This window comes from Bacillus cereus group sp. MYBK245-2 (assembly GCF_051916145.1).
Taxonomy (GTDB): domain Bacteria; phylum Bacillota; class Bacilli; order Bacillales; family Bacillaceae_G; genus Bacillus_A; species Bacillus_A pacificus.
Window position 1 is genome coordinate 1 of sequence record NZ_JBQAGB010000008.1, and the last position, 24,114, is coordinate 24,114.

Sequence of the window (24,114 nt, forward strand, 5' to 3'; positions counted from 1 at the left end):
TTACTCTCGACTATTAAAAGACCGCATCATTATGCTTGGTAGCGCAATTGATGACAACGTAGCTAACTCAATCGTTTCCCAGCTTTTATTCTTGGAATCTCAAGATCCAGACAAAGATATTCACCTATACATCAATAGTCCAGGTGGTTCTATCACAGCAGGTATGGCAATTTACGATACAATGCAGTTTATTAAACCGCAAGTATCAACAATCTGTATCGGTATGGCTGCATCTATGGGTGCATTCTTACTTGCAGCAGGTGAAAAAGGAAAACGTTATGCACTTCCAAACAGTGAAGTAATGATTCACCAACCACTTGGTGGAGCACAAGGTCAAGCGACTGAAATCGAAATCGCTGCTAAACGTATCCTATTCTTACGTGAAAAACTAAACCAAATTCTTGCTGACCGCACAGGTCAACCACTTGAAGTACTACAACGCGACACAGACCGCGACAACTTCATGACAGCAGAAAAAGCTTTAGAATACGGTTTAATCGATAAGATCTTTACAAATCGTTAATAGATATTTAAGGCGAAAGCGGCTCGTTTAGAATCGCAGGGCGATGGAGCCCCTGATTCTGAGGCGATTTTTGCCTCGAATGAAGGGGCGAAGCGACCGGAGATTCTAGCCGCTGGAGCTGGATAAAATTAAAAGCGGAAGCGGCTCGTTCAGAATCGCAGGGTGTTGGAGCTTTTACATCCGAGGCGCTTTTTGCCTCGAATGTAAAAGCGAAACAACCGGAGATTCTAGCCGCTGGAGCTGGATAGATTAAAAGCAGAAGCGCCCTATAACAGGGCGCTTTTTTTATATGCTGTTCTCCGCCCGCATACCCCACCTAGTATCAGCCAAAATATATCGGCGATTTTTCAAATATATCGACCGTAACTCCAATTATATCGGCGATTATTTTAATATATCGACGTTTCGACACAACTTATCGACTTACCGACAATTCTCGACAAGTACACACACCCCACATACCCCCACCAACAAGCCCCAAACAACAAAAAAGCTATCGCACATACGCGATAGCTTCTTATTGTACATATGCAGCTAATGCTTCTAAAGCTTCTTCTGCATCTGAACCTTCTGTTGTAATTGTTATCATGCTACCAGTTCCAATTGCTAAGCTCATAATCCCCATTATGCTCTTTGCATTTACTGTCTTCCCATCTTTTTCGATGAAAATATCTGCATGAAAGCGATTGGCTTCTTGTACAAACAACGCAGCCGGACGTGCTTGTAAACCGTTTTTTAATGAAACCTGAACTCTTTTTTGAACCACAGCTCCATTTCCCCTTTAACCTCTTATTTTTTTGCTACCGTTTCCCCCGCGCGTAATTTCTCTGCAATATCATCGATTTTACGCAAACGATGATTAATACCCGATTTACTAATTTTCCCCCCGGATACCATCTCACCTAACTCTTTCAATGTTACATCTTGATAATCTCTTCGTAGTTGCGCAATTTCTCGTAGTTTATCCGGCAATATATCAAGACCAACCGTCTCATCAATATAACGGATATTTTCAATCTGCCTTAGCGCTGCACCAATTGTTTTATTTAAATTAGCTGTTTCGCAGTTCACTAAGCGATTTACAGAATTACGCATATCACGTACGATTCGAATGTCTTCAAATCTTAAAAGTGCATTATGAGCACCTATAATATTTAAAAACTCTGTAATCTTTTCTGCTTCTTTCAAATACGTAATGTACCCTTTTCTTCTTTCCAACGTCTTACTATTTAAATCAAATCCGTTCATCAGTTCACATATAGCATCATTATGTTCCTTATATAACGAAAAGATCTCTAAATGATAAGATGATGTTTCTGGGTTATTTACTGAACCACCTGCTAAAAATGCACCGCGTAAATACGATCGTTTACAACATTTCTTCTCAATTAATTCTTGTGATATATTTCGAATAAATGAAAAGTCATCTCGAACGATATGAAGATCAGCTAATATTTCGCGCGACTTCTCAACAAGCCTTACGATATATACATTGTTTTTCTTCAATCGCATTTTTTTACGAACAAGTAATTCTACCGTCACGTCATATCCTTTTTTCAAAAGCGTATAAATCCTTCTTGCAATTGCCGCATTTTCCGTTTGAATATCGATTGATAGACGACGATTTGAAAAAGAAAGCGATCCGTTCATGCGAAGTAACGCTGATAATTCTGCTTTCTCACAGCATTCCTTCATCTCCAGATTCGTCAACTCTTTCTTTGTTTCTGATGCAAATGACACAGTCAACACCTCCTTATACGATTATTGTGGAACAAAAATCTTGTCCTATATGAAATGAGGAGCGTTACCTCAAACGAGGCAACGCACATCTACAACAGTGAATATAAAATAGAAGCTAGTTTTAATGTATCGTGTCTTACAACACGGTCATCATACTTCGCTAATTGATCTTGAATCACATTAATATTGTTTTCAGTAAAACGCTCTTCATCTACTACAACTGGCACCGACATTTCTTCCTCATATAACTGACGTAATTCACAAGGAATATCACGGTTATTTACAATTGCAGTATCGATAAATGGTTCACCTAAATGATCATGTAACGCCTGCACATGGTCAAACGCAGTATATCCCATCGTTTCACCAGCTTGCGTCATAACATTACACACATATACCTTCTTCGCTTTTGCAGCAAGAACAGCGTCCCCAATTTTGTTAACAACTAAATTCGGTAATATACTCGTATACAAACTTCCTGGACCGAAAACAAGTAAATCAGCTCGTTTAATTTCAGTCAACGTTTCATGTAACGGCTCTACATCTTCTGGAGTTAAAAAGACACGGTTAATTTTCTTTCCGAAATAAGGAATCTTTGATTCACCTGTTACAATTTCTCCGTCTTCTAGTTCCGCATGTAGTACTGCACTTTGATTCGCTGCTGGTAATACACGTCCTCTAACATTTAAAACTTTACTCGTTTCTGTAATAGCATGGAAGAAGTCTCCTGTAATCGAGGTCATACCTGCCAATAATAAATTTCCTAACGCATGACCTTTCAGCCCATCTCCCGTTGTGAAACGATGCTGAAATAAAGCTTCCACCAGTGGCTCTACATCTGATAACGCAACAAGTACGTTACGAATGTCACCTGGGGGTGGAATTTCTAGCTCATCACGTAATCTACCTGAACTGCCACCATCATCAGCGATTGTAACAACTGCTGTAATATCAACCGGATATTGTTTTAATCCTCGTAATAAAACAGAAAGTCCCGTTCCGCCTCCCATGATAACAATTTTAGGTTTTCTCTCTTTTTTCATCCCTTAATGACCCTTTCTCTTCTCCACATCACGATGAGATACATGAACGCTATACTCTGGTTTCAGATGTTTCCCAAGGTATTCTGTAAGCGTAACAGAACGATGCTGTCCACCTGTACATCCAATTGCAATTACAAGTTGACTCTTGCCTTCTCTTTTATAATGAGGCAGCATGAAAGTGATAAGATCAGTCAATTTCTCTAAAAACTTATGCGTCTCATTAAATTTCAGCACATACGATGAAACTTCTTCATCTAGTCCTGTTAATGGCTTCATATGTGGAATGTAATATGGATTTGGTAAAAAACGAACATCAAATACTAAATCTGCATCAATTGGAATACCGTACTTAAATCCAAATGACATAACATTTACACGAAATGCTTGCTCAGTTTCAGTTGAAAATAGGTGAACAATTTTTTCACGTAATTCTTTCGGTTTTAAATCCGATGTATCAAGCACAATATTCGCGCGTGCCTTCATATCTGTTAATAAATTACGCTCTGCTTCGATTCCCTTTAACGGCAGACCAGTTGGTGCAAGTGGATGCGAGCGTCTCGTTTCTTTATAACGAGTTACAAGCGTGCTATCTTTCGCATCTAAGAATAAAATATGAGGAATAATCCATGTACGTTCTGATAAATCATCAAGCGCTTCCCATAAATGTTCGAAAAACTCTCGGCCACGTAAATCAATACCAAGTGCTACCTTATTCATTTTTCCTTTTGAATCCGCCATAAGCTCAATAAACTTCGGCAATAACATCGGTGGTAAATTATCCACACAGAAATATCCTAAATCTTCAAAACTTTGTAAAGCTACTGTCTTTCCAGCTCCAGACATTCCTGTAATAATTACCATTTTTATATCATTATTCTCTGTCATCGTATCCTCTCCTTGACGGTTTAACTCGGATCTAATCGATATGAAAGCAACTCAAAATCTGGGGTATATACAAATGTACCGTAGATTATGCCATTTCCTTTAATTAAATAATCAATAATGTGATAATCTCCTGGTGCCATTGCTAAATCATCAATTTTATCAAATGTATGCCAACCAATGATGCCTTCTTCGCTCTCTAGTTTGTTTTCTCCTGCAAAATCTGTCGCTAAAAAGGAGAACATCATCCATTCAGAAACAACTTTATCACCTTCTTGGATGACAAAGGTGAAGACCCCCTTTAACGCTGGGTTCTTTAAATAAATACCTGTTTCTTCACGATACTCGCGAACAACGGAATCTCTTACAGTCTCACCACGCTCCATTTTCCCGCCTGGTGCAACCCACCAATTCCGGCGAGGTTTTTGGAGTAAGAGTACTTCATTATCTCTAATTAACACACAGTTTGTCACTCTTTGCATGTTTCTTCACCTCAGCTACTTGCAGCAAATTTCTCACTGCATACTCATTTCATTATACTATCAAAAACAGTTTGCTACAACGAAAGAGCCAGTCCCCCTTTCGCTAAGCACTGCTACTCAACAATTTTAAAAAAGCTTTTTATAACAAGCAATGTAAATGCCTGCACTTTCCGTGAATAGCATGAAAAATCCCCTTAACGACTTTTATCGCCAAGGGGACTCCAGCCCTTACTTCTTACCGAAATAAGTAACAATCGCAAATCCTAAAATAAAGGTAATAATTGAACTTATAATTGAAAATCCTCCAGTTGGAATACCAGGGAACACAATTACAATCGAACCGATAACTAGTCCAATAATTGCCGCAAATGTCATACTTTTATATCGATCTAATAAGAAGCTAATTCCTTTACTACTTACAACGAACCCTACCATAACACCAGCACCAATAACTGCGATTAAAGGTAAGTTGAATGTAGTTAAAGCATTAATTGCTGTCGGATACACACCAATAATTAATAAAATAAACGATCCGCTAATTCCAGGAAGCAACATAGCCATACTAGCCATCCATCCTGCGAAAAATAAACCAATTGCATTTAAAATTGTTAACGTTGTAATTGGGTCTGCTGTCTTATCTGGTTTAAAGAAAGCTGTAATCGCAACAAGAATTGCTGCAACTATTAATAAAACAATGTGCTTACCTTTAAACGATGACTTTGCATCAGCTTCTCTCATTAACATCGGTAATATACTAATAATTAAACCGAGGAAGAAAAATTGAGTCGGTTCATAATGATTTGCAAGTAAATATTTAATAACGTGACTTAACGTTAAAAACGCTGCTGCCACACCAGCTGCAAGTGGAATTAAAAATCCTAAATGTTTTTTCCATTCACGACTAAAGAATCCGCTAATTGCCGCAAGCAATTGTTCATAAATCCCTAACACAACAGCGATTGTACCGCCGCTCACACCAGGAATTAAATCACTAACGCCCATACAAAATCCACGATATATATTACGCCATTCCATATTGAATAAATTCCTCATTTCTTATAGTGATTTTTTCCGTAAAGTCCAGTATATCAATAAGAAAGCTTATAATCCCAATATTTTTTGACAAAACTTTGACATTTTCACACAAAAAAAGAAGAAAGCTCCTATCGGTAGCTTTCTTCTCAAAAGGTATATTATCCCTTATTTTTCTGATACAGTTTTTAGTTCTTCTAATAATTCTTCTACGTAATGTTGTGCACTTTGTGCTGCAATACTACCATCACCTGTTGCAGTTACAATTTGACGTAGCATTTTTTCACGAACATCACCTGCTGCGAAAATACCAGGAACTTTCGTTTCCATACGCTCGTTTGTTTCAAGGTAACCATTTTCATTTGTAATACCTAGTTCAACAAATGGTTTTGATAGTGGTAACATACCGATGTATACGAATACGCCGTCAGTTTTGACTTCCTTCTCTTCTCCACTGTTTACATCTACAAGTGTTACACTTCCTACTTTACCATTTGCTTCGTTAATTTCTTTTATCGTGTGGTTCCAAATGAAGTCTACCTTTTCGTTTTGGAAAGCACGATCTTGTAAAATTTTCTGTGCACGAAGCGTGTCACGGCGGTGAACGATCGTTACTTTTGATGCGAAGCGTGTTAAGAACACACCCTCTTCAACAGCAGAATCTCCGCCGCCAATAACTACAAGTTCTTTACCTTTAAAGAATGCGCCATCACATACCGCACAATATGATACACCGCGGCCGCCAAGTTCTGTTTCACCTGGTACACCAATTTTTTTATACTCTGCACCACTTGCAACGATAATTGCACGTGCTTTATATTCTTTTTTACCAGCAATAATTGTTTTGTATTCTTTACCATCGATGACTTCTTTCACATCACCGTATGCATATTCAGCACCAAATTTCTTCGCATGCTCGAACATTTTATTTGATAAGTCTGGTCCTAAAATAGACTCATAACCTGGGTAGTTTTCTACATCTTCTGTATTTGCCATTTGTCCGCCTGGAATACCACGCTCAAGCATTAATGTGCTTAAATTCGCACGAGATGTATATACTGCAGCTGTCATACCAGCTGGTCCTGCACCAATAATAATGACATCATAAATTTTTTCTTCCGACACACTATTCACTCCTATCCATTCCTACACAATTAAGTTACCCTCATTATACTGTTCGCATCATTTTTTTCCCAATGATTTGCTTATCTATGTGTGCGTACGCTTAACAGCTTGCACATACTTTCGAACAGTCGCTACAGATACATTATACACATCTCCGAGCTCCGACTGTGTCATCTTATTTCCTTGTTCACTGCGTACGATATATTCAACCGCAGCTGACCAGCCGTATACATTTGTAAAAACTGCCCCAGATGTATATAAACGTATGAACGTACAAAACCAAAATTGTAAACACTCTTCGATTAATTCATCATCTTTTTTCGTATAATTGTATAAAGCATCCGCGATTCGCGCGCACTGTTCAAATTGCTGTAAATCAGCTGGAATACTCTTATGGCTATTCAGTAAAAAGAAATACTTTGCAAGTTGCGATACAATCGGAACACCATTCTTCGCCTGCGTTACATCAAAGAAGAATCCAACCTTCTCTGGCGTTGATAATTCATTCATTAAATATAAAGCTAGCATTTGTTCCTCTAGCGTCGCACTTTGCTGAAATGATTTTCGTAATTCTTCAAATAACACGTTTTGTCCTTCATCCGCTAAATTCAATGCATTCCACGGTTCTTTTCCCTTTTTATCAGGGTGCAATTCTACAACATGTTGCCACATTTTTTCAGCTACTTGCTGATCTTTTACCATATACGCAGAATATGCAAACCAATAATAAAAACTAACGTCTCCCTCGTATCCTTGACGCTTTAATAATTTGAACCATTTATATGCAGGCTCGAAATGACCAATTGTTGCAAGTGTCGTCCCAAGTTTCAAACGATGTTCAAACGAAATCGGATATACCGAAACTAACTGAGCAGCTAACGCCTCTACTTGTTTATGCTCTCCAATTGAATATAGAAAAATAAGTGTATTACAAAGCGCATGTATATTACCAGGATTTTTCTCTAAAATCATTTCCGTTAATTTCAGCGCCTTATCTACATTACCAGATTGAAAATGCGCAATGGCTAAATTATTATGCCCCGACCAAAATTCCGGATAATCTTTCGTAACAATTTCTAATGTAGCAATTGCTTCTTCCAATTGTCCGTTACGAATATAACGATTGGCTTCTTCCTGCATAACAATTAAATCATCTTCATCCTCAATCTCTTCCGCACCCATCGCTTCTTCTTCCATAATTTCAAGTAATTCTAATGTATCTTCAACAAATTCCTTCTCTTCTGCAACTTCTAAATAGCGATCCGCATACTTCTTCGCCTGCTGAAATAGCCCCATATATGCATAATTATTTGCAATAAAATAATAACACTGTTCAAGTTCTGGATTAGATCTAACAAGCTTAAAGAAGGTTTGATTTGACTCTTGATATTCACCAGCCTCAGATAATACTGTTGCTAATTGACATAAAATAAACGGCTCCTTCTCACTTTGTGCCGCTCTTCGAAAATATTTAATTGCATCTTGCAATTTTTGTCCTTTGTAAGCCCTCATCCCTTTTTTATAAAAGAAGTCCGCTAATTGATTAAAAGAGATAACTTGTCCGTTCTCCTTATATATTCTTTGATTTTTCCCCATATATCCTCCAGTTTTTTGTTTTCTTCGTTCACACATTCTTCTATCTATAAGTATAAACGATTCCGTAAAAAACAAAACAGTATATTATACTCAATTATTTCCTTTTTATTCATTAAAAAGAAGAGAAATGTTACATTTTTAGCATCAACCTTCTCTAGCATCCATTTCTTCTTTTGTATAAATAACACGCATTGGATTTCCACCTACGAAAGCACCGCTTGGTACATCTTTATGAACGAGTGTGCCAGCTGAAACAATCGCACCATCTCCAATTTTCACACCTGGTAATATAGTCGTATTCGCTCCAATCATCACTTCATTTCCTATAACGATCTCTCCAAGTCGATATTCTCGAATTAAATATTCATGTGCTAAAAGCGTTGTATTATAGCCTATAATCGAATTTTCTCCCACAGTTATCTTTTCCGGGAACATAATGTCTGGCATTACCATAAGCGCAAACGAGGTTTTCTTTCCTACTTTCATCCGCAAAAATGTGCGGTATAACCAATTCTTGACCGATAAAAAAGGTGTATAACGTGCAATTTGGATAATCATAAAGTTTTTCATTACCTTCCAAAAAGACACTGTTTTATACACATTCCATAATGAATTCTCTCCTGAAACAGGATAGCGCGTTGTCCGTCGCACTTCACTCGCTCCTCTACTTATCTTTACGAACGATTCATGTCGGACAAAATCGGCAATAAATCACTCATTTTATCTAGCATAAAGTCTGGCTTGTAAGCCTCTAAATACGCTCTCCCTTTCAACGTCCATGAAACCGCAGCTGTTTTCGTACCCGCATTTTGTCCGCCAACAATATCATGATGATTATCCCCAACCATCAATGCTTCTTCCGGTTTCGCATCTAATAACTGAAGCGCTTTTTGAAGTGGCTCTGGATGTGGTTTCACATGCTCGACATCATCAATCGTCACAACAACATCAAAAAACTCATCAAGCTTTGAAAACTTTAATCCCATTTCAACGGTTTGTCTCGCTTTCGTTGTAACAATACCAACCTTATAGCCTTGCTTTTTCAACTCTTGAACTGTTTCATATACAGTTTCATATTCTTCTACTAATTCATCATGATGATCATGGTTAAATTGACGATAGCTTGTAATTAACTCTTCAACCTTACTTTCATCAATCTTGCTGAAAGTATCATGTAAAGATGGACCGATAAATGGCAATACATCTTCACGCTTATATTGATTTGGATAATATGTATGTAAAGTATGTAAAAAAGAAGAAATAATAAGTTCATTTGTATTAATTAACGTTCCATCTAAATCAAATAACACTGTATTTATTTTCATTGCCTTAGTCCTTTCTCTTTCCTGAATATGAAAGAAGCAGCATCTTACAATAAGATGCTACTTTTCTCTAATTTTCTAAATATCTTTTATCAGCTTGCCCCATTTTTCGTCTCACAATAATGAAAATAACAGAAATAACAACAAGTCCAATTGACATTACTTGTGCAATACGAAGTGGCCCTAGCATTAAACTATCTGTACGTAACCCTTCTACGAAGAATCGTCCTATTGAATACCAAATTAAATATGTGAAGAATAACTCCCCGCGTCGTAAATTCACTTTTCGTAATGCAAGTAATAGAATTACCCCTGCAAAATTCCATAATGATTCATATAAAAACGTCGGGTGATAGTAAACACCATCAATATACATTTGATTAATAATGAAATCCGGTAAATGAAGGCCTTCTAAAAACTGTCTCGTTACCTCATCACCATGTGCCTCTTGGTTCATAAAGTTTCCCCATCGGCCAATTGCTTGTCCTAGTAAAATACTTGGCGCAGCAATATCCGCCAACTTCCAGAATGAAACTCCGCGGCGTTTCGCAAAAAAAATCCCTGTAATAACAGCCCCGATTAAGCCACCATGAATCGCCAAGCCACCTTGACGAATATTAATAATTTGACTCGGGTTTTGCGCGTAATATTCCCATTCAAAAATAACATAGTACATTCTCGCAAATAGAATAGCGATCGGTACTGCAATTAATACAAGGTCAACAAATGTATCTTTTGGAATACCTAGCCTTTCTCCTTCGCGAGTTGCTAGCCAAAGACCTAATAGCACACCTGTACCGATAATAATCCCGTACCAATAAACAGGAAACGGTCCAAGTTGGATAGCTACGCGGTCAAGCTGTGGTACAGAACCTAACAGCATATGTATGACCTCCCTCTCCAATGTTTACTCCTGATTTCCTAACTCAATCGCACTCATTAATCGTTCTGAGAACTGCTGTGCTGCATTGACACCCATACGTTTTAAACGGAAGTTCATCGCTGCCACTTCAATAATAACAGCTAAGTTTCGACCAGGACGAACTGGAAGTGTAATCTTCGTAAGTTCTGTATCAATAATCTTCATCTTCTCTTCATCAAGACCTAAGCGATCATAATTTTTCTTTTGATCCCAAATTTCAAGATTAATAACAAGTGTAATACGCTTATAATTTCGCACTGCCCCTGCACCGAATAACGTCATAACGTTAATAATGCCTAGACCACGAATTTCTAATAAATGCTCAATTAAATCTGGCGAGCTTCCAACTAACATGTCTTCATCTTCTTGGCGAATTTCTACACTATCATCCGCAACAAGGCGATGACCACGTTTTACAAGCTCAAGAGCTGTCTCACTTTTACCGACACCACTTTGTCCTGTAATTAAAACACCAACGCCGTAAATATCAACTAACACACCGTGTACAGCTGTTGTTGGTGCTAACTTACCTTCTAAATAATTTGTTAAACGACTTGATAATCTCGTTGTCGTTTGAGAAGAGCGTAATAAAGGCATGCCTGATTCACGCGATGCTTGCAGCAACTCATCTGGTACATCTTGATTACGAGTTACAATAATACATGGCGTCTCCTCAGTACAAAGCGCTTTCATTCTCTCTTGTTTTTGCTCTGACGTTAACGTGTCAAAGAACGTAAGCTCCGTCTTTCCAAGAAGCTGCACGCGATCAGCTGGATAATATGTAAAAAATCCTGCCATTTCAATACCAGGTCGTGATAAATCACTTGTATCAATCGGACGATGAATTCCTTCTTCACCACTTATTAACTCCAATTGAAATTGTTCAATTAAATCCTTTGTCCTTACTTTCGGCATATGTATAAACCTCCACTCCGCTGCGGGTTCAGTCTCATTTGATGTAAAATTCCATTCTACCGGATATTGTACCATTTTTTTCTGGAAACAAGAAATACGGTTTCTAATAAATAGAAAAAAACATTTCATACATATCATGAAATGTTTTTCTTTTTGTCATTTTCTCTTTTTTTCATATAAAGGTTCCACAATTGCCTTTTCAATAATCATATTAAAAATTGAAATACAAATTGCCGCAACGATCGCTACACCGAAACCTGATATATTAAATGCGTCTCCTAATAATGAATCTGCTATTTTTAACGTAATCGCATTAATAACAATTAAGAAGAAACCGAAAGTTACAACAGTAATTGGTAGCGTAATTAAAATTAAAAACGGTTTTACGAACACATTTAAAACAGCCAAAATAATACTCGCAATAATTGCAGTTTGTATATTTGCTACGTAAAACGCGTCTGGTGCAATCCCTTTTAAAAGTCCCGATACAGCGATTAACACAACACTATTTACAAGAAGTGATACAATCCATCTCATTTTCTTACACATCCTTTTAAACATATATCTTTCATCATACGCTAATCAATAATAAACGCAAGCACGATACAAACACTTATATCAATTTATTCGATTCTTCATGCTTGTATACCTACTAACACTTCCTTGCAAAATAAGGGCCATACCATCCATGCTCATGCGTTTTCACAAAAGTCCAAGTGAAATCTTTATCTACAATGTAAATATCGCCTTTATACATATCATCTGTTTCACGTAATATATCATCCATACTTAATACACTTGCATCTTTTATTAATAGTACATCATTACAGTGTTGATAGAAGATGTAGCACTCCTTTTTCACCTCATTATGAAACGCATTTTCTGCTTCTTTCCCCTTTAAGTATTTCTTTTTCTCTTTTCACATTGTGGTTCTATTAAAATAATTATCGTACTATTCCACCGCTATATTTCAATTCATACACCTTTTCATCACCTATGAGAATAATTTCTTTACCTTGAAAACAATCAAGAGTGCCTTCATACTCATTCTTGAAAATATATGTACCTGATTTATAGTAATTTGGACCACGATAGATAGAATTCGTATCAACTGACCTTAATGCTTGGCGAAGAAAGTTATAAATTGGACCCATGATATCCCAATCTGAGTTTGGGTTAGTGACACCACCTGAATAGACCATTGACCAAATGGGACGATTCTCAAACTCTACAGTTTCTTGTCCAATAAAAAAAGCTGAACCAAAATAAATATCTCGATAAAAATAATCACCGCTACTGTACTCAAGTTGTTTCGATCCGTTTAATAACGCCTGAACCGATGCGTCATCTCCCTGAGATGCATATGTCCTTCTTTTCGCTTCTACAATAAATTGGGCAAGTGATTTATGATTAATTGACATAATCCCCCTCCATTACAATTCCATTTTGATACCTTATAAATTTCTTAAAACCCCATCTTCTCCCCCTATACAATAAAAACCGAGCGTCATTTCAACTCGGTTTTTATTACTAAACTTATTGTGATAGCTCTACTTCTTTTATTCTCTCTTTCATTCTTGCTTTATCACGATTTAAAATCTCTTTTAAATACTTACCTGTATACGAGCGCTCTTCTTTCACTACTTGCTCTGGCGTTCCGGAAGCAACGATTTGTCCACCTTTGTCTCCGCCCTCTGGTCCAAGGTCAACGATATAATCCGCTGTTTTAATTACATCTAAATTATGTTCAATTACAAGTACCGTCTCACCGCTCTCAACAAGACGTTGCAACACTTCTAGAAGACGCGCGATATCATGCGCATGTAAACCAGTCGTTGGCTCATCTAAAATGTATAGTGTACGACCTGTAGAACGACGGTGTAATTCAGAAGCTAATTTCACACGCTGTGCTTCACCACCAGATAACGTCGTAGCTGGTTGTCCTAATTTCATATAACCAAGCCCTACATCTACAAGCGTTTGAAGTTTACGCTTAATTTTTGGGATATTAGCGAAGAACTCTACCCCGTCTTCAATCGTCATCCCTAACACTTCAGAAATGTTTTTATCTTTATATTTCACTTCTAACGTTTCACGGTTGTAACGTTTACCGTGACAAACTTCACACGGAACGTATACGTCTGGTAAGAAGTGCATTTCGATTTTAATAATTCCATCACCACGGCACGCTTCACAACGTCCACCTTTTACGTTAAAGCTGAAACGTCCTTTTTGATATCCGCGCACTTTCGCTTCATTCGTTTGAGCAAACACATCACGAATATCATCGAACACACCTGTATAAGTCGCAGGGTTAGAACGTGGTGTACGACCGATTGGCGATTGATCTATATCGATTACTTTATCTAAATGTTCAAGACCTTTAATCTCTTTATGCGTACCTGGCTTCGCTTTCGCTTTATATAACTTTTGCGCTAACGATTTATATAGTACTTCATTAATCATCGTACTTTTACCAGAACCAGATACACCCGTTACCGCTACAAACGTACCAAGCGGGAATGACATTTTCGCGTTCTTTAAATTATTCTCTTTTGCACCGACAATTTCCACTTTTCGTCCGTCACCTTTACGTCTTTCAAGTGGAACTGGAATAAACTCTTTACCGCTTAAATACTTCCCTGTTAGCGAATTCTCATCTTGCATCACTTCAGCTGGTGTACCTGCTGATACGACTTGTCCACCGTGAATACCTGCGCCAGGCCCGATATCAAGTAAATAATCAGCTGCCATCATCGTATCTTCATCATGCTCAACAACAATTAACGTATTACCTAAATCACGCATTTCTTGCAATGTACGAATAAGACGATCGTTATCGCGCTGATGCAAACCGATAGAAGGCTCATCAAGAATGTAAAGTACGCCAGTAAGACGAGAACCAATTTGTGTCGCTAAACGAATACGTTGCGCCTCACCACCTGATAAAGTTCCTGCGGCACGACTTAACGTTAAATAATCTAAACCGACGTTCACTAAGAACCCAACGCGCTCCTGAATTTCTCTTAAAATTAAATGAGCAATTTTTTGTTGTTTCTCTGTTAGCTCCACACTTGAGAAGAATTCCTGTACTTCTTGAACAGAATATTTCGTTACATCAGCAATCGTTTTTCCGCCAACGAAAACAGCTAAACTCTCAGGTTTTAAACGTCCACCTTTACACTTCGGACAAGCTTGTTCTGCCATATACTTTTCCATTTGCTCACGAATGTAATCAGAACTCGTTTCGCGATAACGACGTTCAATATTTGGAATAACACCTTCAAATAAAATCTCATTTTCCTTTACTTGACCAAATTCATTTACATAGCGGAAATAAACTTTCTCTTCACCGCTTCCGTACAACACTTTATCAAATAAATCTTTCGGTATATCTTTCACAGGCACATCCATATCAACGCCGTAGTGATTACATACAGATTGTAAAAGCTGTGGGTAATATTGTGAACTTGTCGGTTCCCAAGGCGCAATCGCATGTTCATTTAATGATAAATCCCAGTTCGGAATAACAAGTTCTAAATCTACCTCTAGCTTTGAGCCAAGTCCATCACAAGAAGGACATGCACCGAACGGACTATTGAATGAGAACATACGCGGCTCTAATTCTCCGATTGAAAAACCACAATGCGGACAAGCATGATGCTCACTAAATAGAAGTTCCTCTTCTCCCATAACATCGATTAACACTCGTCCCCCGCCAAGCTTTAATGCACTTTCAAGTGAATCCGCAAGACGGCTTGCGATTCCTTCTTTTACAACAATACGATCTATTACAACTTCAATGGAATGCTTCTTATTTTTATCTAACGTAATATCTTCAGACACATCAAGCATTTCACCATCAACACGTACACGAACATATCCTTGCTTCTTAATGTCTTCAAGTACTTTCACATGTGCACCTTTACGGCCAGAAACGATAGGAGCTAACACTTGTAATTTCGTACGTTCAGGATATTCAAGGACGCGGTCTACCATCTGCTCTACTGTTTGTGATGTAATTTCAATGCCATGATTCGGACAAATTGGCGTACCAATTCGCGCAAATAATAAACGTAAATAATCATAAATCTCCGTTACTGTTCCAACTGTTGAACGTGGATTACGACTCGTCGTTTTTTGATCGATTGAAATTGCTGGTGACAATCCTTCAATCGTATCTACATCCGGTTTATCCATTTGCCCTAAAAACTGGCGTGCATACGCAGATAACGATTCTACGTATCTGCGCTGCCCTTCTGCATAAATCGTATCAAATGCTAATGATGATTTCCCCGAACCAGACAATCCCGTCACAACGACAAGCTGATTTCTCGGAATGGTTACATCAATATTTTTTAAGTTATGTGCTCTAGCACCTTTTACAACGATAAAATCCTTGCTCTTACTCACTCTTTTCACCCTTCCGCTTTTAATTCTAATAGTAAATCTCTTAATTCAGCTGCACGCTCGAAGTCTAACGCTTTTGCTGCTTCTTTCATTTCTGCTTCCATCTTCGCAATTGTCTTTTCACGCTCTTTTTTCGTCATCTTCTTAGCTGGCGTTGCTTCATACGTTTCTGTTGCTTCAGCAGCTGTCGTTGCACGAATTACATCACGCACACCTTTTTGAATCGTTTTCGGCGTAATACCATGCTCTTCATTGTAAGCTTCTTGTATACTACGACGACGCTTCGTTTCTTCAATCGCAATTTCCATCGATCTCGTTATGCGATCTGCGTACATAATAACGCGGCCGTTTTCATTACGTGCTGCACGACCGATTGTTTGAATTAATGAACGTTCTGAACGCAAGAATCCTTCCTTATCAGCATCTAAAATAGCTACAAGTGATACTTCTGGAATATCTAACCCTTCTCGTAATAAGTTAATACCGACAAGAACATCAAACTTACCAAGACGAAGATCCCGAATAATTTCAATACGTTCTAATGTTTTCACTTCAGAATGCAGGTAATTCACCTTAATCCCTACATCTTTTAAGTAGTCTGTTAAATCCTCTGACATCTTCTTCGTTAAAGTTGTAATTAATACACGTTCATTTTTTGCAATGCGATCTTGAATCTCTCCTAATAAATCGTCAATCTGCCCTTCAATTGGTCGTATATCAATTGGCGGATCTAAAAGCCCTGTTGGACGAATAATTTGTTCTATTACTTCTGGCGACTGCTCTAATTCATACGGTCCTGGCGTTGCTGACACGTAAATAACTTGATTTGTTTTCTCTTCAAACTCATCAAATGTGAGCGGTCTATTATCTAAAGCTGATGGCAGACGGAATCCATGATCCACAAGCACTTGCTTACGCGCTTGGTCCCCGTTATACATCGCTCTTACTTGCGGCACTGATACGTGCGACTCATCCATAACGATTAAGAAATCTTCCGGGAAATAGTCTAATAACGTATACGGCGTTGCCCCCGCTGGACGAAGTGTTAAATGACGGGAATAGTTTTCAATACCTGAACAAAAGCCCATCTCACGCATCATTTCTAAATCATAACGTGTACGCTGCTCTATACGCTGCGCTTCTAACAACTTGCCGTTATCATTTAATTCCTTTAAACGCTCTTCTAGTTCTTTTTCGATATTTTCAATAGCGACCTTCATTTTTTCTTCACGTGTAACGAAGTGAGATGCTGGGAAAATTGCTACATGATCACGTTCTGCTAATACTTCCCCTGTTAACGCATTTACTTCGCGAATACGATCAATTTCATCACCGAAAAACTCAATTCGGATACAATGCTCGTCAAGTGATGCCGGGAAGATTTCAACTACATCTCCGCGCACACGGAATGTACCGCGCTTGAAATCAATATCATTACGTCCATACTGCACATCAACAAGTTCACGAAGCAATTGATTGCGATCCTTCTCCATACCAACTCGAAGTGAAACAACTAACTCGCGGTATTCTTCTGGAGAACCTAAACCATATATGCACGAAACACTCGCAACGATAATTACATCATCCCGTTCAAATAATGCAGACGTTGCCGAGTGACGCAATTTATCAATTTCATCATTAATCTGTGCGTCTTTTTCAATAAACGTATCTGTTTGCGGCACATACGCTTCTGGTTGATAATAATCGTAATAACTAACAAAATATTCAACTGCATTATTTGGGAAAAAGTCCTTCAACTCACTATATAACTGTCCTGCTAACGTTTTATTATGAGCCATGACAAGTGTTGGCTTTTGCACTTCTTTAATGACATTTGAAATCGTAAATGTCTTACCCGTTCCTGTCGCTCCAAGCAACACTTGCTTTTTCTTTCCGCTATTAATTCCCTCTACAAGCTTCTCTATAGCTACCGGCTGATCACCTTGCGGGGAATACGCTGAGACAATTTCAAATTGACGTTCCAAGAAAATCCGACCTCCTCATAAAAATCTGTATTATTATTTTACCACGAATGCCTATAAAAAACCTAAAAAAACGAACAGATATTCGGTAAAGTTTTCGACAATATATACATAGAAAAAGGAAGGAGTATATACTTCCTTCCTCTACTAACTCTATTTTTTAGGTACATATAATACATCATATCCATTGCGCCCATCTTCATTCGTACAATCTATTAGCTTATAAGTGGTTCCTGATTCGCGCTCGTCTTTAACAATACTTTTACAACTATCTTTATATAACCCTTTATTATCACCGGCAAATTGGTCTTTTCTATTATCTGACACATAAAGTATATCGTTCTTACTACGCTCTAACGTTTGAAAAATCGGGTCACCTTCATGGGTATACTGTACAATTCTTATTTTATCAACTTCCCTTTGCTCGACATTCAAAACGAACTTTTCAAATTTATCTAGATTGAGAATTCCTGCTCCCTTTACAATGACATCATTCTGCCTATCAATTGTTGTGCTTGATGGTGAGCATGCTACTAAACTAAAGAGAAATATCCATATAAAACTGGTTCTTTTTCCTACTGTCATCCTCTCCTATACGAAACTATTGGCATACTAAAAAGCTACTTCCCCTAAGAAAGTAGCTTCTTGTTCCCTTTCTCCTTCTTCGGAAAAAGAACATATGAAAATGAAATAGCTGCATCCACTAAAAGTATAATCGCCCAAACTTGGCTAACCCGACTCGCTGCTTTATTTAAAACAATTCCCGTTTCTAACCAATTATGCCATTGTTCAACCGGGGCAAGACCGTACAGAAAGAAAAAGAAAATATGCACAACAACAAACAAACTAAGGTGCAAGACCCAATTTTTTATTTCCTGCTTCGCATAAGCCATACCTGTTAATTCTACCTGTTCTTCTATAATAGGCGCCGGCTCATTCCGCCATTTCGCAACTAGCTTTTGCGCAAATATATCAAGCTTCTTCAAATCCTTTTTCCCGTAGAAAACTGCATACAATAAAATAATTACCGTAATGATTTGAAAGTTAGAGAACTTTCCTGTTTGATAATAGTCCACTACCCCTAAAGTTAAAATAAACACTTCATTTATGAGTAGTACAATCCCCATAATAAAACTCGCCTTTTTCAAACGGAATCCGTAACGGAGTAAAAAGAAACCGATAGCTGATAACCAAAATACAATCTCTGCCCCAATTAAAAAATACCAACGATATTCTGCAAGTATACTCATTTATCCTTCTCCTTTTCATCATATATACGAAAAGCTTCATCCATATATAATAAAAGTTCTTCTTCGATTGGATACATGCTCATTTTCTGGGAATCTTCTTTCGATTTTCTAACTTCCCATAACTTATCTAAAAACGCTTCGTCACCATTAGCCATTTCTAAACACTTCTGCATTAATCTCTTCGTTGCCCCTTGTACCTCATCATTTGCAGCTTCTTTACCATCTTTCATAAAAGTGCGAAATTGCTTTAATAAATCTACCCACTCTAAAACATTCGGATCTTCTTCACTCATATTCGGCAAATTCTGAAGCAATTTTTGTTCTTCCTTTGAAAACACTTCATTTTGAAATATTTCACGTATACGAGAAGACTGTTTCGAAAGCTGAATTAATTCAAACATAACTTTCCAATCGAGCTCTCCCTCTACATCTACCGAATAAACAACCGCTTGTAAAACACGCTCCATTCGATTAAATTTCTTTTGTTCTTCCTGTACAAATCGAAGTTGTTTTTCAAGAGAATTCTTTAAATCCAACTCACCTTTTACTAACATATTCGCAGTTTCTTTTAACGAAAATCCCATTTCCTTTAAAAATAAAATTTGTTGCAAACGAATAACGTCCGCTTCACTATATAACCGATGTCCACCCTCTGTTTTACCACTCGGCTTTAATAAATCTATTTGATCATAATAACGTAATGTGCGTACTGTTATCCCTGTTTCTTTCGTCAATTGTTGAATTGAAATCACTATCATCACCTCTTCTCCTTCATTATAAAAGATGACGTTACGTAACTTTCAAGTGTTTTGTAAAAAAATACAAAAGGCTGTTTATACGCTTCGTATAAACAGCCTTTACGGAAATAACCCCTTTTGCACAGCACGACCACAAAATAAAATAAGTGCTCCGACAACAACGCTCGTTGCTGTTTTATGATAATGAGCTGAAACTAATAAATAATACGATAAACCTACAGTACCAAGCATAATACAAATACTCGGCACTGGATTATGAGAGAAGTTCTGCATTCCCCAAAACAAAGCAAAAATAGCTGTAGCGACACATAATACCGGTAATCCCATCCCAGTTCCCCTTTTTCTATCTATTCCTTGTTGCTAACACGCTCGTCGATGCCATACTTATTAATAGACCAAAAATAGCAATATATAATAACTCATTTACATGTACTACTGGCCTGTCTAAATATTTATTTACACAAAGATACATAATGAATAAGAACACGAAGCTTGTCATAACTCCAGCGTAAATATTTCTTCCACCTTCACTCCAAAATATTTGGCGATTTTTAAGGATAACTCTAGACTCGGGTTGTAATGATGGTTTTCAATCGCCACGATTGTCTGCCGTGTCACCTGCATCGCCTTTGCCATTTCAACTTGCGTTATATGATGTTGCTTTCTTAATTCTTTAATTTTATTTTTTACACCCATAGGCTCCACCTTCAAAAGTAAAGATATCTTTACTTTAATTATAAATATTTTCCAAATACAAGTAAAGATATCTTTACAAATTTTAGAAAAACGTCTCATTAAACATCTACTCTAACAAAGTACAAAAGTAATTCAATTTATATCAGCGATTTTTCAAATATATCAGCGCAACTGAAATTATATCGGCGATTTCCCAAATATATCAGCGCAACTCCATTTATATCAGCGATTTTTCGAATATATCGACTTACCGACAAATACCGACATTCGTAGCAAGGTAAACATAAGAAAAAGCTGCCCCCAAATATACCTTCGGGAACAGCTCTCTCCTTTACTACATAAATCCTAACGCATATACAAGAACATATCCAAGCACCGATAAGCAAACCGAGCCAATTAGCCCTGCCACGAATGCTTTGCTTCCTAACTTACGGAACGTTTTAAACTCTACATTTAAACCAAGCCCCGCCATCGCCATTGCGATAAGCATATAAGCGATGACTACAATATATCCCGCAACAACTTCTGGAATAATCCCGAGCGAATGCACTGCACTCATCGCTAAAAATCCGAAAATGAACCACGGAATTGGAAGGTCGCGCCATGATCTTTTTTCCCTGCTTCCTTCACTCTTACCAAACCATAATCCAATTAAAACCGCTACTGGTACAAGCATTGCAACGCGCGTTAACTTCACGATAACTGCGATGTCTACAGCCGCGCTTCCTCCTGGCGCCGCAGCTGCGATGACATGAGCGATTTCATGCAGCGTGGCCCCTGAGAATACACCGTAACCGTATGGAGATAGGCCAAGTACTGGATATAATAACGTATAAATAAGAGTAAATATTGTACCTAAAATCGCAATGATTGCAGCCCCAACTGCCGTTTCATCATCTTTTGCTTTCACTTGCGGCGCAATTGCCACGACCGCTGCCGCGCCGCAAATTGCTGTTCCACATGCTGTTAGAATCCCAAGTTTCTTTTCTACCTTAAATACTTTCGTTAGTCCATATACAACGAAAATTGTAAATATAATAACAACCGCAGCGATAACCAATACTTTCGGTCCCGCCTTCGCAATATCAACAAGATTTAATCGCATTCCAAGTAAGATGATCCCGAAGCGAAGTAATTTCTTACTCGCGAAATTCGTTCCTGCAATCGCATCATGAGGAACTCCAATTGCCGCACGCCAAACCATCCCAATTAGAATAGCAATTACTAATTGTCCCATAATATTTAAAAATGGAAGCTCCGCTAAATATTTCGCCACAATTGCGATTAATAATGTAATCCCAATCCCTTGCGAAAATCCAAAACGCTTCTTCTTTTGTATAACAAGTGTTTGTTCCACTTTGAACCACTCCAATAATCGTATTGGAACATGCATGTTCTTTCTACTTACATTATAAGAGAGTTTCTATAATAAGTTTAATACCAATACCAAATCTCTATCATCAGAAATACTTATGATAAGATGATAGAAAAAGAAAGGAGCAGATGATATGAACGTAGACATTTTAAAAATTTTTGTTACGGTTGTTGAACAGAAACACTTCTCTCGTGCAGCAGAATTATTAAACCTTTCACAGCCTGGCGTAAGTATGCACATTCGCAACTTAGAAAACGAATTTGGAACTACACTCATTCAGCGATCCCCGAAGCACGTTCAAGTGACCGAGGCCGGAAACATTTTATATATACATGCAAAGCAAATACTCTCTCTTTACGAAGACGCTAAGCAAGAAATTAACGAGCTACATAACGTTGTAACAGGAACACTTCGCATCGGTGCTAGTTTTACAATTGGCGAATACTTACTCCCGAAAATATTAGCTAATTATGCCAATGAAAATCCACGCGTCGAAGTCCATACCTTTATCTCAAATACAGAAGACGTTTTGCAAAGTCTTCGATCTAATCAAATTGATATCGGCTTAGTGGAAGGGCAAGTCGTATACGCCGACGTTGACGTTGAAACATTTATGCAAGATGAAATGAAACTCGTCGTCCCGCCAAATCATCCACTGCTCGACACAAAGGAAGTGAATGAAAGGACACTCCAAGATCAAGTGTGGGTATTAAGAGAAAGTGGTTCCGGAACACGTGCTTATAGCGATCGCTTTATTCATCAACACCATTTAAAAATGAAACGATTCTTTACCTTTAGTAGTATCCAAAGCGTAAAGGAAGCTGTCGCTGCCGGGCTTGGCATCGCTATACTTTCTGATTGGACTGTACGGAAAGAGCTACTGGCAAAAGAACTATTCCACGTCGAAATTCCAAATGAACAACTCATCCGTCCATTCTCCATCGTGCGCGGCAAATATTTTATTCCGTCTAAAGCTATTCAAGTGTTTTTAAATCATGTAGATTACTTTGCGAAAAAACAGAGTTGACCTTCACATTAGTGTGAAGGTTTACAATACATGTAAAAGGAGTGAAACGCATTGCGAATTGGGGAGTTATCAAAAGAAACTGGCGTTAGCGAAAGATCACTAAGACATTACGAAGAAAAGGGATTACTCCCTTCGAAGCGCCTCGCAAATGGCTATCGTGATTTTGACGAAAGTGCCATCGAAAAAGTGGAGCTTATTCAAATGTACTTACAAATTGGCTTAAATTTAGAAGAGACGGCAAGGATGCTGCGCTGCCTTGAAATTGAACCGCACTTATACGACAATCCGTGCAGCAGCATCCTTACGCTTTATGAAGATAAACTTAATGAAGTAACAAAGCAAATTTCATTACTTTCCAATATTCAAACGAATTTGCAAAAACACGTTTCACTCCTAAAAAAAGCAAAAGAAAAGGAATGATTACATGTTTGTTATACACGGCAGTTCAAGACAAAATGGAAATACGGAAGCTTTAACACATATGATGATTGATGGAATTGAAACAGAACAAATTTATTTACGTGATCACACAGTCTATCCTATTACAGATCAGCGTCATGATGCAGGAGGATTCCAACCTGTAGATGATGACTACGAGCAGTTAACGAAGCGCATGTTAGAGCACGACACAATTATCTTTGCTACACCATTATATTGGTACGGGATGAGTGGTCATATGAAAAACTTCATCGATCGCTGGTCACAAAGCTTGCGTGATACATCCCTTCATTTCAAAGAAAAAATGAAAGGCAAAAAAATGTACGTTGTTATCGTTGGCGGCGATAATCCGAAACTAAAAGCATTACCGCTTATCTCCCAGTTCCAATACATCTTTGATTTTGTTGGTTCATCATTTGAAGGTTATATTATTGGGGATGCGAATGGATTAAATGAAATTCAAAATGATGCTGAGGCGCTAGCGAAAGCACAAATTTATAATAACGAATTCAAAAATCACAAGCTGAAATAAGTTTGACAAACTCATTTGTATGCGCATACAATAAAAGTAATATTATGAAAGGAAGGTACTTTGA

At 37.8% G+C, this 24,114-nt stretch carries 26 protein-coding genes and 2 pseudogenes; 4 read left to right on the forward strand and 24 right to left on the reverse strand.

Annotated features, from left to right (window positions below; all coding sequences use genetic code 11):
* On the forward strand, positions 1 to 523 hold a 523-nt coding region (clpP, locus tag ACTFRN_RS14630; protein ID WP_438881797.1), incomplete at its 5' end, for an ATP-dependent Clp endopeptidase proteolytic subunit ClpP.
* A 517-nt stretch (positions 524 to 1,040) separates the two neighbouring features.
* On the opposite strand, the gene ACTFRN_RS14635 is transcribed toward clpP, so the two are convergent.
* The 24 genes and pseudogenes from ACTFRN_RS14635 to ACTFRN_RS14750 all read right to left on the reverse strand — a co-directional run bounded on the left by ACTFRN_RS14635 (position 1,041) and on the right by ACTFRN_RS14750 (position 22,035).
* Positions 1,041 to 1,289, reverse strand: coding sequence for an HPr family phosphocarrier protein (locus ACTFRN_RS14635; RefSeq protein ID WP_000250307.1), 249 nt, complete (start codon positions 1,287 to 1,289; stop codon positions 1,041 to 1,043).
* A 23-nt stretch (positions 1,290 to 1,312) separates the two neighbouring features.
* The gene (gene whiA / locus ACTFRN_RS14640; RefSeq protein ID WP_000006561.1) at positions 1,313 to 2,263 is read right to left on the reverse strand and encodes a DNA-binding protein WhiA; all 951 of its coding nucleotides are present in this window, start codon (positions 2,261 to 2,263) and stop codon (positions 1,313 to 1,315) included.
* An 89-nt stretch (positions 2,264 to 2,352) separates the two neighbouring features.
* A complete protein-coding gene (locus ACTFRN_RS14645) occupies positions 2,353 to 3,306 on the reverse strand; it encodes a gluconeogenesis factor YvcK family protein (RefSeq protein WP_000712176.1) in 954 nt (317 codons plus the stop codon).
* A 3-nt stretch (positions 3,307 to 3,309) separates the two neighbouring features.
* Entirely contained in the window at positions 3,310 to 4,191 is an 882-nt protein-coding gene (gene rapZ / locus ACTFRN_RS14650; RefSeq protein ID WP_000138457.1) for an RNase adapter RapZ, read from the reverse strand.
* A 20-nt stretch (positions 4,192 to 4,211) separates the two neighbouring features.
* Positions 4,212 to 4,670 carry an NUDIX hydrolase gene (locus tag ACTFRN_RS14655; protein ID WP_001190080.1) on the reverse strand — a complete coding sequence of 153 codons (459 nt, stop codon included), beginning with the start codon at positions 4,668 to 4,670 and terminating at the stop codon, positions 4,212 to 4,214.
* Between the two features lie 228 nt (positions 4,671 to 4,898).
* Positions 4,899 to 5,705: a DUF368 domain-containing protein gene (locus ACTFRN_RS14660; protein WP_000455201.1), complete on the reverse strand. Its 807-nt coding sequence runs from the start codon at positions 5,703 to 5,705 to the stop codon at positions 4,899 to 4,901.
* A gap of 165 nt (positions 5,706 to 5,870) precedes the next feature.
* A complete protein-coding gene (gene trxB, locus ACTFRN_RS14665) occupies positions 5,871 to 6,827 on the reverse strand; it encodes a thioredoxin-disulfide reductase (protein ID WP_001288072.1) in 957 nt (318 codons plus the stop codon).
* An 84-nt stretch (positions 6,828 to 6,911) separates the two neighbouring features.
* Positions 6,912 to 8,423 carry a tetratricopeptide repeat protein gene (locus ACTFRN_RS14670; RefSeq protein WP_016718902.1) on the reverse strand — a complete coding sequence of 504 codons (1,512 nt, stop codon included), beginning with the start codon at positions 8,421 to 8,423 and terminating at the stop codon, positions 6,912 to 6,914.
* A gap of 144 nt (positions 8,424 to 8,567) precedes the next feature.
* Complete coding sequence (locus tag ACTFRN_RS14675; protein WP_001255081.1) at positions 8,568 to 9,074, reverse strand: acyltransferase; 507 nt, start codon at positions 9,072 to 9,074, stop codon at positions 8,568 to 8,570.
* Positions 9,075 to 9,097: 23 nt separating this feature from the next.
* The gene (gene ppaX, locus ACTFRN_RS14680) at positions 9,098 to 9,748 is read right to left on the reverse strand and encodes a pyrophosphatase PpaX (protein WP_000700954.1); all 651 of its coding nucleotides are present in this window, start codon (positions 9,746 to 9,748) and stop codon (positions 9,098 to 9,100) included.
* A gap of 67 nt (positions 9,749 to 9,815) precedes the next feature.
* Positions 9,816 to 10,628: a prolipoprotein diacylglyceryl transferase gene (gene lgt, locus ACTFRN_RS14685; RefSeq protein ID WP_088106319.1), complete on the reverse strand. Its 813-nt coding sequence runs from the start codon at positions 10,626 to 10,628 to the stop codon at positions 9,816 to 9,818.
* A 24-nt stretch (positions 10,629 to 10,652) separates the two neighbouring features.
* A complete protein-coding gene (gene hprK, locus ACTFRN_RS14690; protein WP_001127250.1) occupies positions 10,653 to 11,582 on the reverse strand; it encodes an HPr(Ser) kinase/phosphatase in 930 nt (309 codons plus the stop codon).
* A gap of 156 nt (positions 11,583 to 11,738) precedes the next feature.
* Positions 11,739 to 12,119, reverse strand: coding sequence for a phage holin family protein (locus tag ACTFRN_RS14695; RefSeq protein ID WP_001267308.1), 381 nt, complete (start codon positions 12,117 to 12,119; stop codon positions 11,739 to 11,741).
* A gap of 115 nt (positions 12,120 to 12,234) precedes the next feature.
* Positions 12,235 to 12,498, reverse strand: a pseudogene (locus ACTFRN_RS14700) (DUF4275 family protein); the annotation flags it as partial.
* 28 nt (positions 12,499 to 12,526) lie between these two features.
* Complete coding sequence (locus tag ACTFRN_RS14705; RefSeq protein WP_000026297.1) at positions 12,527 to 13,003, reverse strand: DUF5680 domain-containing protein; 477 nt, start codon at positions 13,001 to 13,003, stop codon at positions 12,527 to 12,529.
* 115 nt (positions 13,004 to 13,118) lie between these two features.
* Complete coding sequence (uvrA, locus tag ACTFRN_RS14710; RefSeq protein ID WP_000045582.1) at positions 13,119 to 15,995, reverse strand: excinuclease ABC subunit UvrA; 2,877 nt, start codon at positions 15,993 to 15,995, stop codon at positions 13,119 to 13,121.
* Between the two features lie 5 nt (positions 15,996 to 16,000).
* The gene (gene uvrB, locus ACTFRN_RS14715; RefSeq protein ID WP_088106318.1) at positions 16,001 to 17,977 is read right to left on the reverse strand and encodes an excinuclease ABC subunit B; all 1,977 of its coding nucleotides are present in this window, start codon (positions 17,975 to 17,977) and stop codon (positions 16,001 to 16,003) included.
* Between the two features lie 150 nt (positions 17,978 to 18,127).
* Positions 18,128 to 18,559 carry a DUF4362 domain-containing protein gene (locus tag ACTFRN_RS14720; protein ID WP_000215783.1) on the reverse strand — a complete coding sequence of 144 codons (432 nt, stop codon included), beginning with the start codon at positions 18,557 to 18,559 and terminating at the stop codon, positions 18,128 to 18,130.
* A 44-nt stretch (positions 18,560 to 18,603) separates the two neighbouring features.
* Positions 18,604 to 19,224, reverse strand: a complete 621-nt coding sequence (locus tag ACTFRN_RS14725; protein ID WP_000025192.1) for a hypothetical protein — start codon at positions 19,222 to 19,224, stop codon at positions 18,604 to 18,606.
* Positions 19,221 to 19,982: a MerR family transcriptional regulator gene (locus ACTFRN_RS14730; RefSeq protein ID WP_000635520.1), complete on the reverse strand. Its 762-nt coding sequence runs from the start codon at positions 19,980 to 19,982 to the stop codon at positions 19,221 to 19,223. Before ACTFRN_RS14730 ends, ACTFRN_RS14725 begins: the two co-directional genes overlap by 4 nt.
* Positions 19,983 to 20,081: 99 nt before the next feature.
* The gene (locus ACTFRN_RS14735; RefSeq protein ID WP_000524119.1) at positions 20,082 to 20,309 is read right to left on the reverse strand and encodes a hypothetical protein; all 228 of its coding nucleotides are present in this window, start codon (positions 20,307 to 20,309) and stop codon (positions 20,082 to 20,084) included.
* A gap of 16 nt (positions 20,310 to 20,325) precedes the next feature.
* A pseudogene (locus ACTFRN_RS14740) lies at positions 20,326 to 20,490 on the reverse strand (ATPase); the annotation flags it as partial.
* On the reverse strand, positions 20,478 to 20,678 hold the full coding sequence (locus ACTFRN_RS14745) for a helix-turn-helix transcriptional regulator (protein ID WP_000538360.1): 201 nt from the start codon (positions 20,676 to 20,678) through the stop codon (positions 20,478 to 20,480). The gene ACTFRN_RS14745 and the pseudogene ACTFRN_RS14740, both read right to left, overlap by 13 nt.
* A gap of 334 nt (positions 20,679 to 21,012) precedes the next feature.
* Positions 21,013 to 22,035 carry a YeiH family protein gene (locus ACTFRN_RS14750; protein ID WP_140383331.1) on the reverse strand — a complete coding sequence of 341 codons (1,023 nt, stop codon included), beginning with the start codon at positions 22,033 to 22,035 and terminating at the stop codon, positions 21,013 to 21,015.
* Between the two features lie 151 nt (positions 22,036 to 22,186).
* On the opposite strand from ACTFRN_RS14750, the gene ACTFRN_RS14755 reads away from it, so the two are divergent.
* The 3 genes from ACTFRN_RS14755 to ACTFRN_RS14765 are packed head-to-tail and all read left to right on the forward strand — an operon-like array spanning position 22,187 to position 24,050.
* Positions 22,187 to 23,080 carry a LysR family transcriptional regulator gene (locus ACTFRN_RS14755; protein WP_001099961.1) on the forward strand — a complete coding sequence of 298 codons (894 nt, stop codon included), beginning with the start codon at positions 22,187 to 22,189 and terminating at the stop codon, positions 23,078 to 23,080.
* Positions 23,081 to 23,131: 51 nt separating this feature from the next.
* The gene (locus ACTFRN_RS14760) at positions 23,132 to 23,500 is read left to right on the forward strand and encodes a MerR family transcriptional regulator (RefSeq protein ID WP_001219200.1); all 369 of its coding nucleotides are present in this window, start codon (positions 23,132 to 23,134) and stop codon (positions 23,498 to 23,500) included.
* A 4-nt stretch (positions 23,501 to 23,504) separates the two neighbouring features.
* Positions 23,505 to 24,050 (forward strand): flavodoxin family protein, encoded by a 546-nt coding sequence (locus ACTFRN_RS14765; protein ID WP_000497604.1) that lies wholly within the window; start codon positions 23,505 to 23,507, stop codon positions 24,048 to 24,050.
* The last annotated feature ends 64 nt before the right edge of the window (positions 24,051 to 24,114 follow it).

What these genes read in the sequence shown, in the direction of transcription:
- ACTFRN_RS14660 (WP_000455201.1), bottom strand. Translation starts at nt 5,705, where the DNA reads ATGGAATGGCGTAATATATATCGTGGATTTTGTATGGGCGTTAGTGAT.
- ACTFRN_RS14695 (WP_001267308.1), bottom strand. Translation starts at nt 12,119, where the DNA reads ATGAGATGGATTGTATCACTTCTTGTAAATAGTGTTGTGTTAATCGCT.
- lgt (WP_088106319.1), bottom strand. Translation starts at nt 10,628, where the DNA reads ATGCTGTTAGGTTCTGTACCACAGCTTGACCGCGTAGCTATCCAACTT.
- ACTFRN_RS14730 (WP_000635520.1), bottom strand. Translation starts at nt 19,982, where the DNA reads ATGATAGTGATTTCAATTCAACAATTGACGAAAGAAACAGGGATAACA.
- ACTFRN_RS14655 (WP_001190080.1), bottom strand. Translation starts at nt 4,670, where the DNA reads ATGCAAAGAGTGACAAACTGTGTGTTAATTAGAGATAATGAAGTACTC.
- ACTFRN_RS14765 (WP_000497604.1), top strand. Translation starts at nt 23,505, where the DNA reads ATGTTTGTTATACACGGCAGTTCAAGACAAAATGGAAATACGGAAGCT.
- rapZ (WP_000138457.1), bottom strand. Translation starts at nt 4,191, where the DNA reads ATGACAGAGAATAATGATATAAAAATGGTAATTATTACAGGAATGTCT.
- ACTFRN_RS14670 (WP_016718902.1), bottom strand. Translation starts at nt 8,423, where the DNA reads ATGGGGAAAAATCAAAGAATATATAAGGAGAACGGACAAGTTATCTCT.
- ACTFRN_RS14745 (WP_000538360.1), bottom strand. Translation starts at nt 20,678, where the DNA reads ATGGGTGTAAAAAATAAAATTAAAGAATTAAGAAAGCAACATCATATA.
- hprK (WP_001127250.1), bottom strand. Translation starts at nt 11,582, where the DNA reads ATGCCGAAAGTAAGGACAAAGGATTTAATTGAACAATTTCAATTGGAG.
- ACTFRN_RS14735 (WP_000524119.1), bottom strand. Translation starts at nt 20,309, where the DNA reads ATGGGATTACCGGTATTATGTGTCGCTACAGCTATTTTTGCTTTGTTT.
- ACTFRN_RS14720 (WP_000215783.1), bottom strand. Translation starts at nt 18,559, where the DNA reads ATGACAGTAGGAAAAAGAACCAGTTTTATATGGATATTTCTCTTTAGT.
- ppaX (WP_000700954.1), bottom strand. Translation starts at nt 9,748, where the DNA reads ATGAAAATAAATACAGTGTTATTTGATTTAGATGGAACGTTAATTAAT.
- ACTFRN_RS14645 (WP_000712176.1), bottom strand. Translation starts at nt 3,306, where the DNA reads ATGAAAAAAGAGAGAAAACCTAAAATTGTTATCATGGGAGGCGGAACG.
- ACTFRN_RS14705 (WP_000026297.1), bottom strand. Translation starts at nt 13,003, where the DNA reads ATGTCAATTAATCATAAATCACTTGCCCAATTTATTGTAGAAGCGAAA.
- ACTFRN_RS14725 (WP_000025192.1), bottom strand. Translation starts at nt 19,224, where the DNA reads ATGAGTATACTTGCAGAATATCGTTGGTATTTTTTAATTGGGGCAGAG.
- ACTFRN_RS14755 (WP_001099961.1), top strand. Translation starts at nt 22,187, where the DNA reads ATGAACGTAGACATTTTAAAAATTTTTGTTACGGTTGTTGAACAGAAA.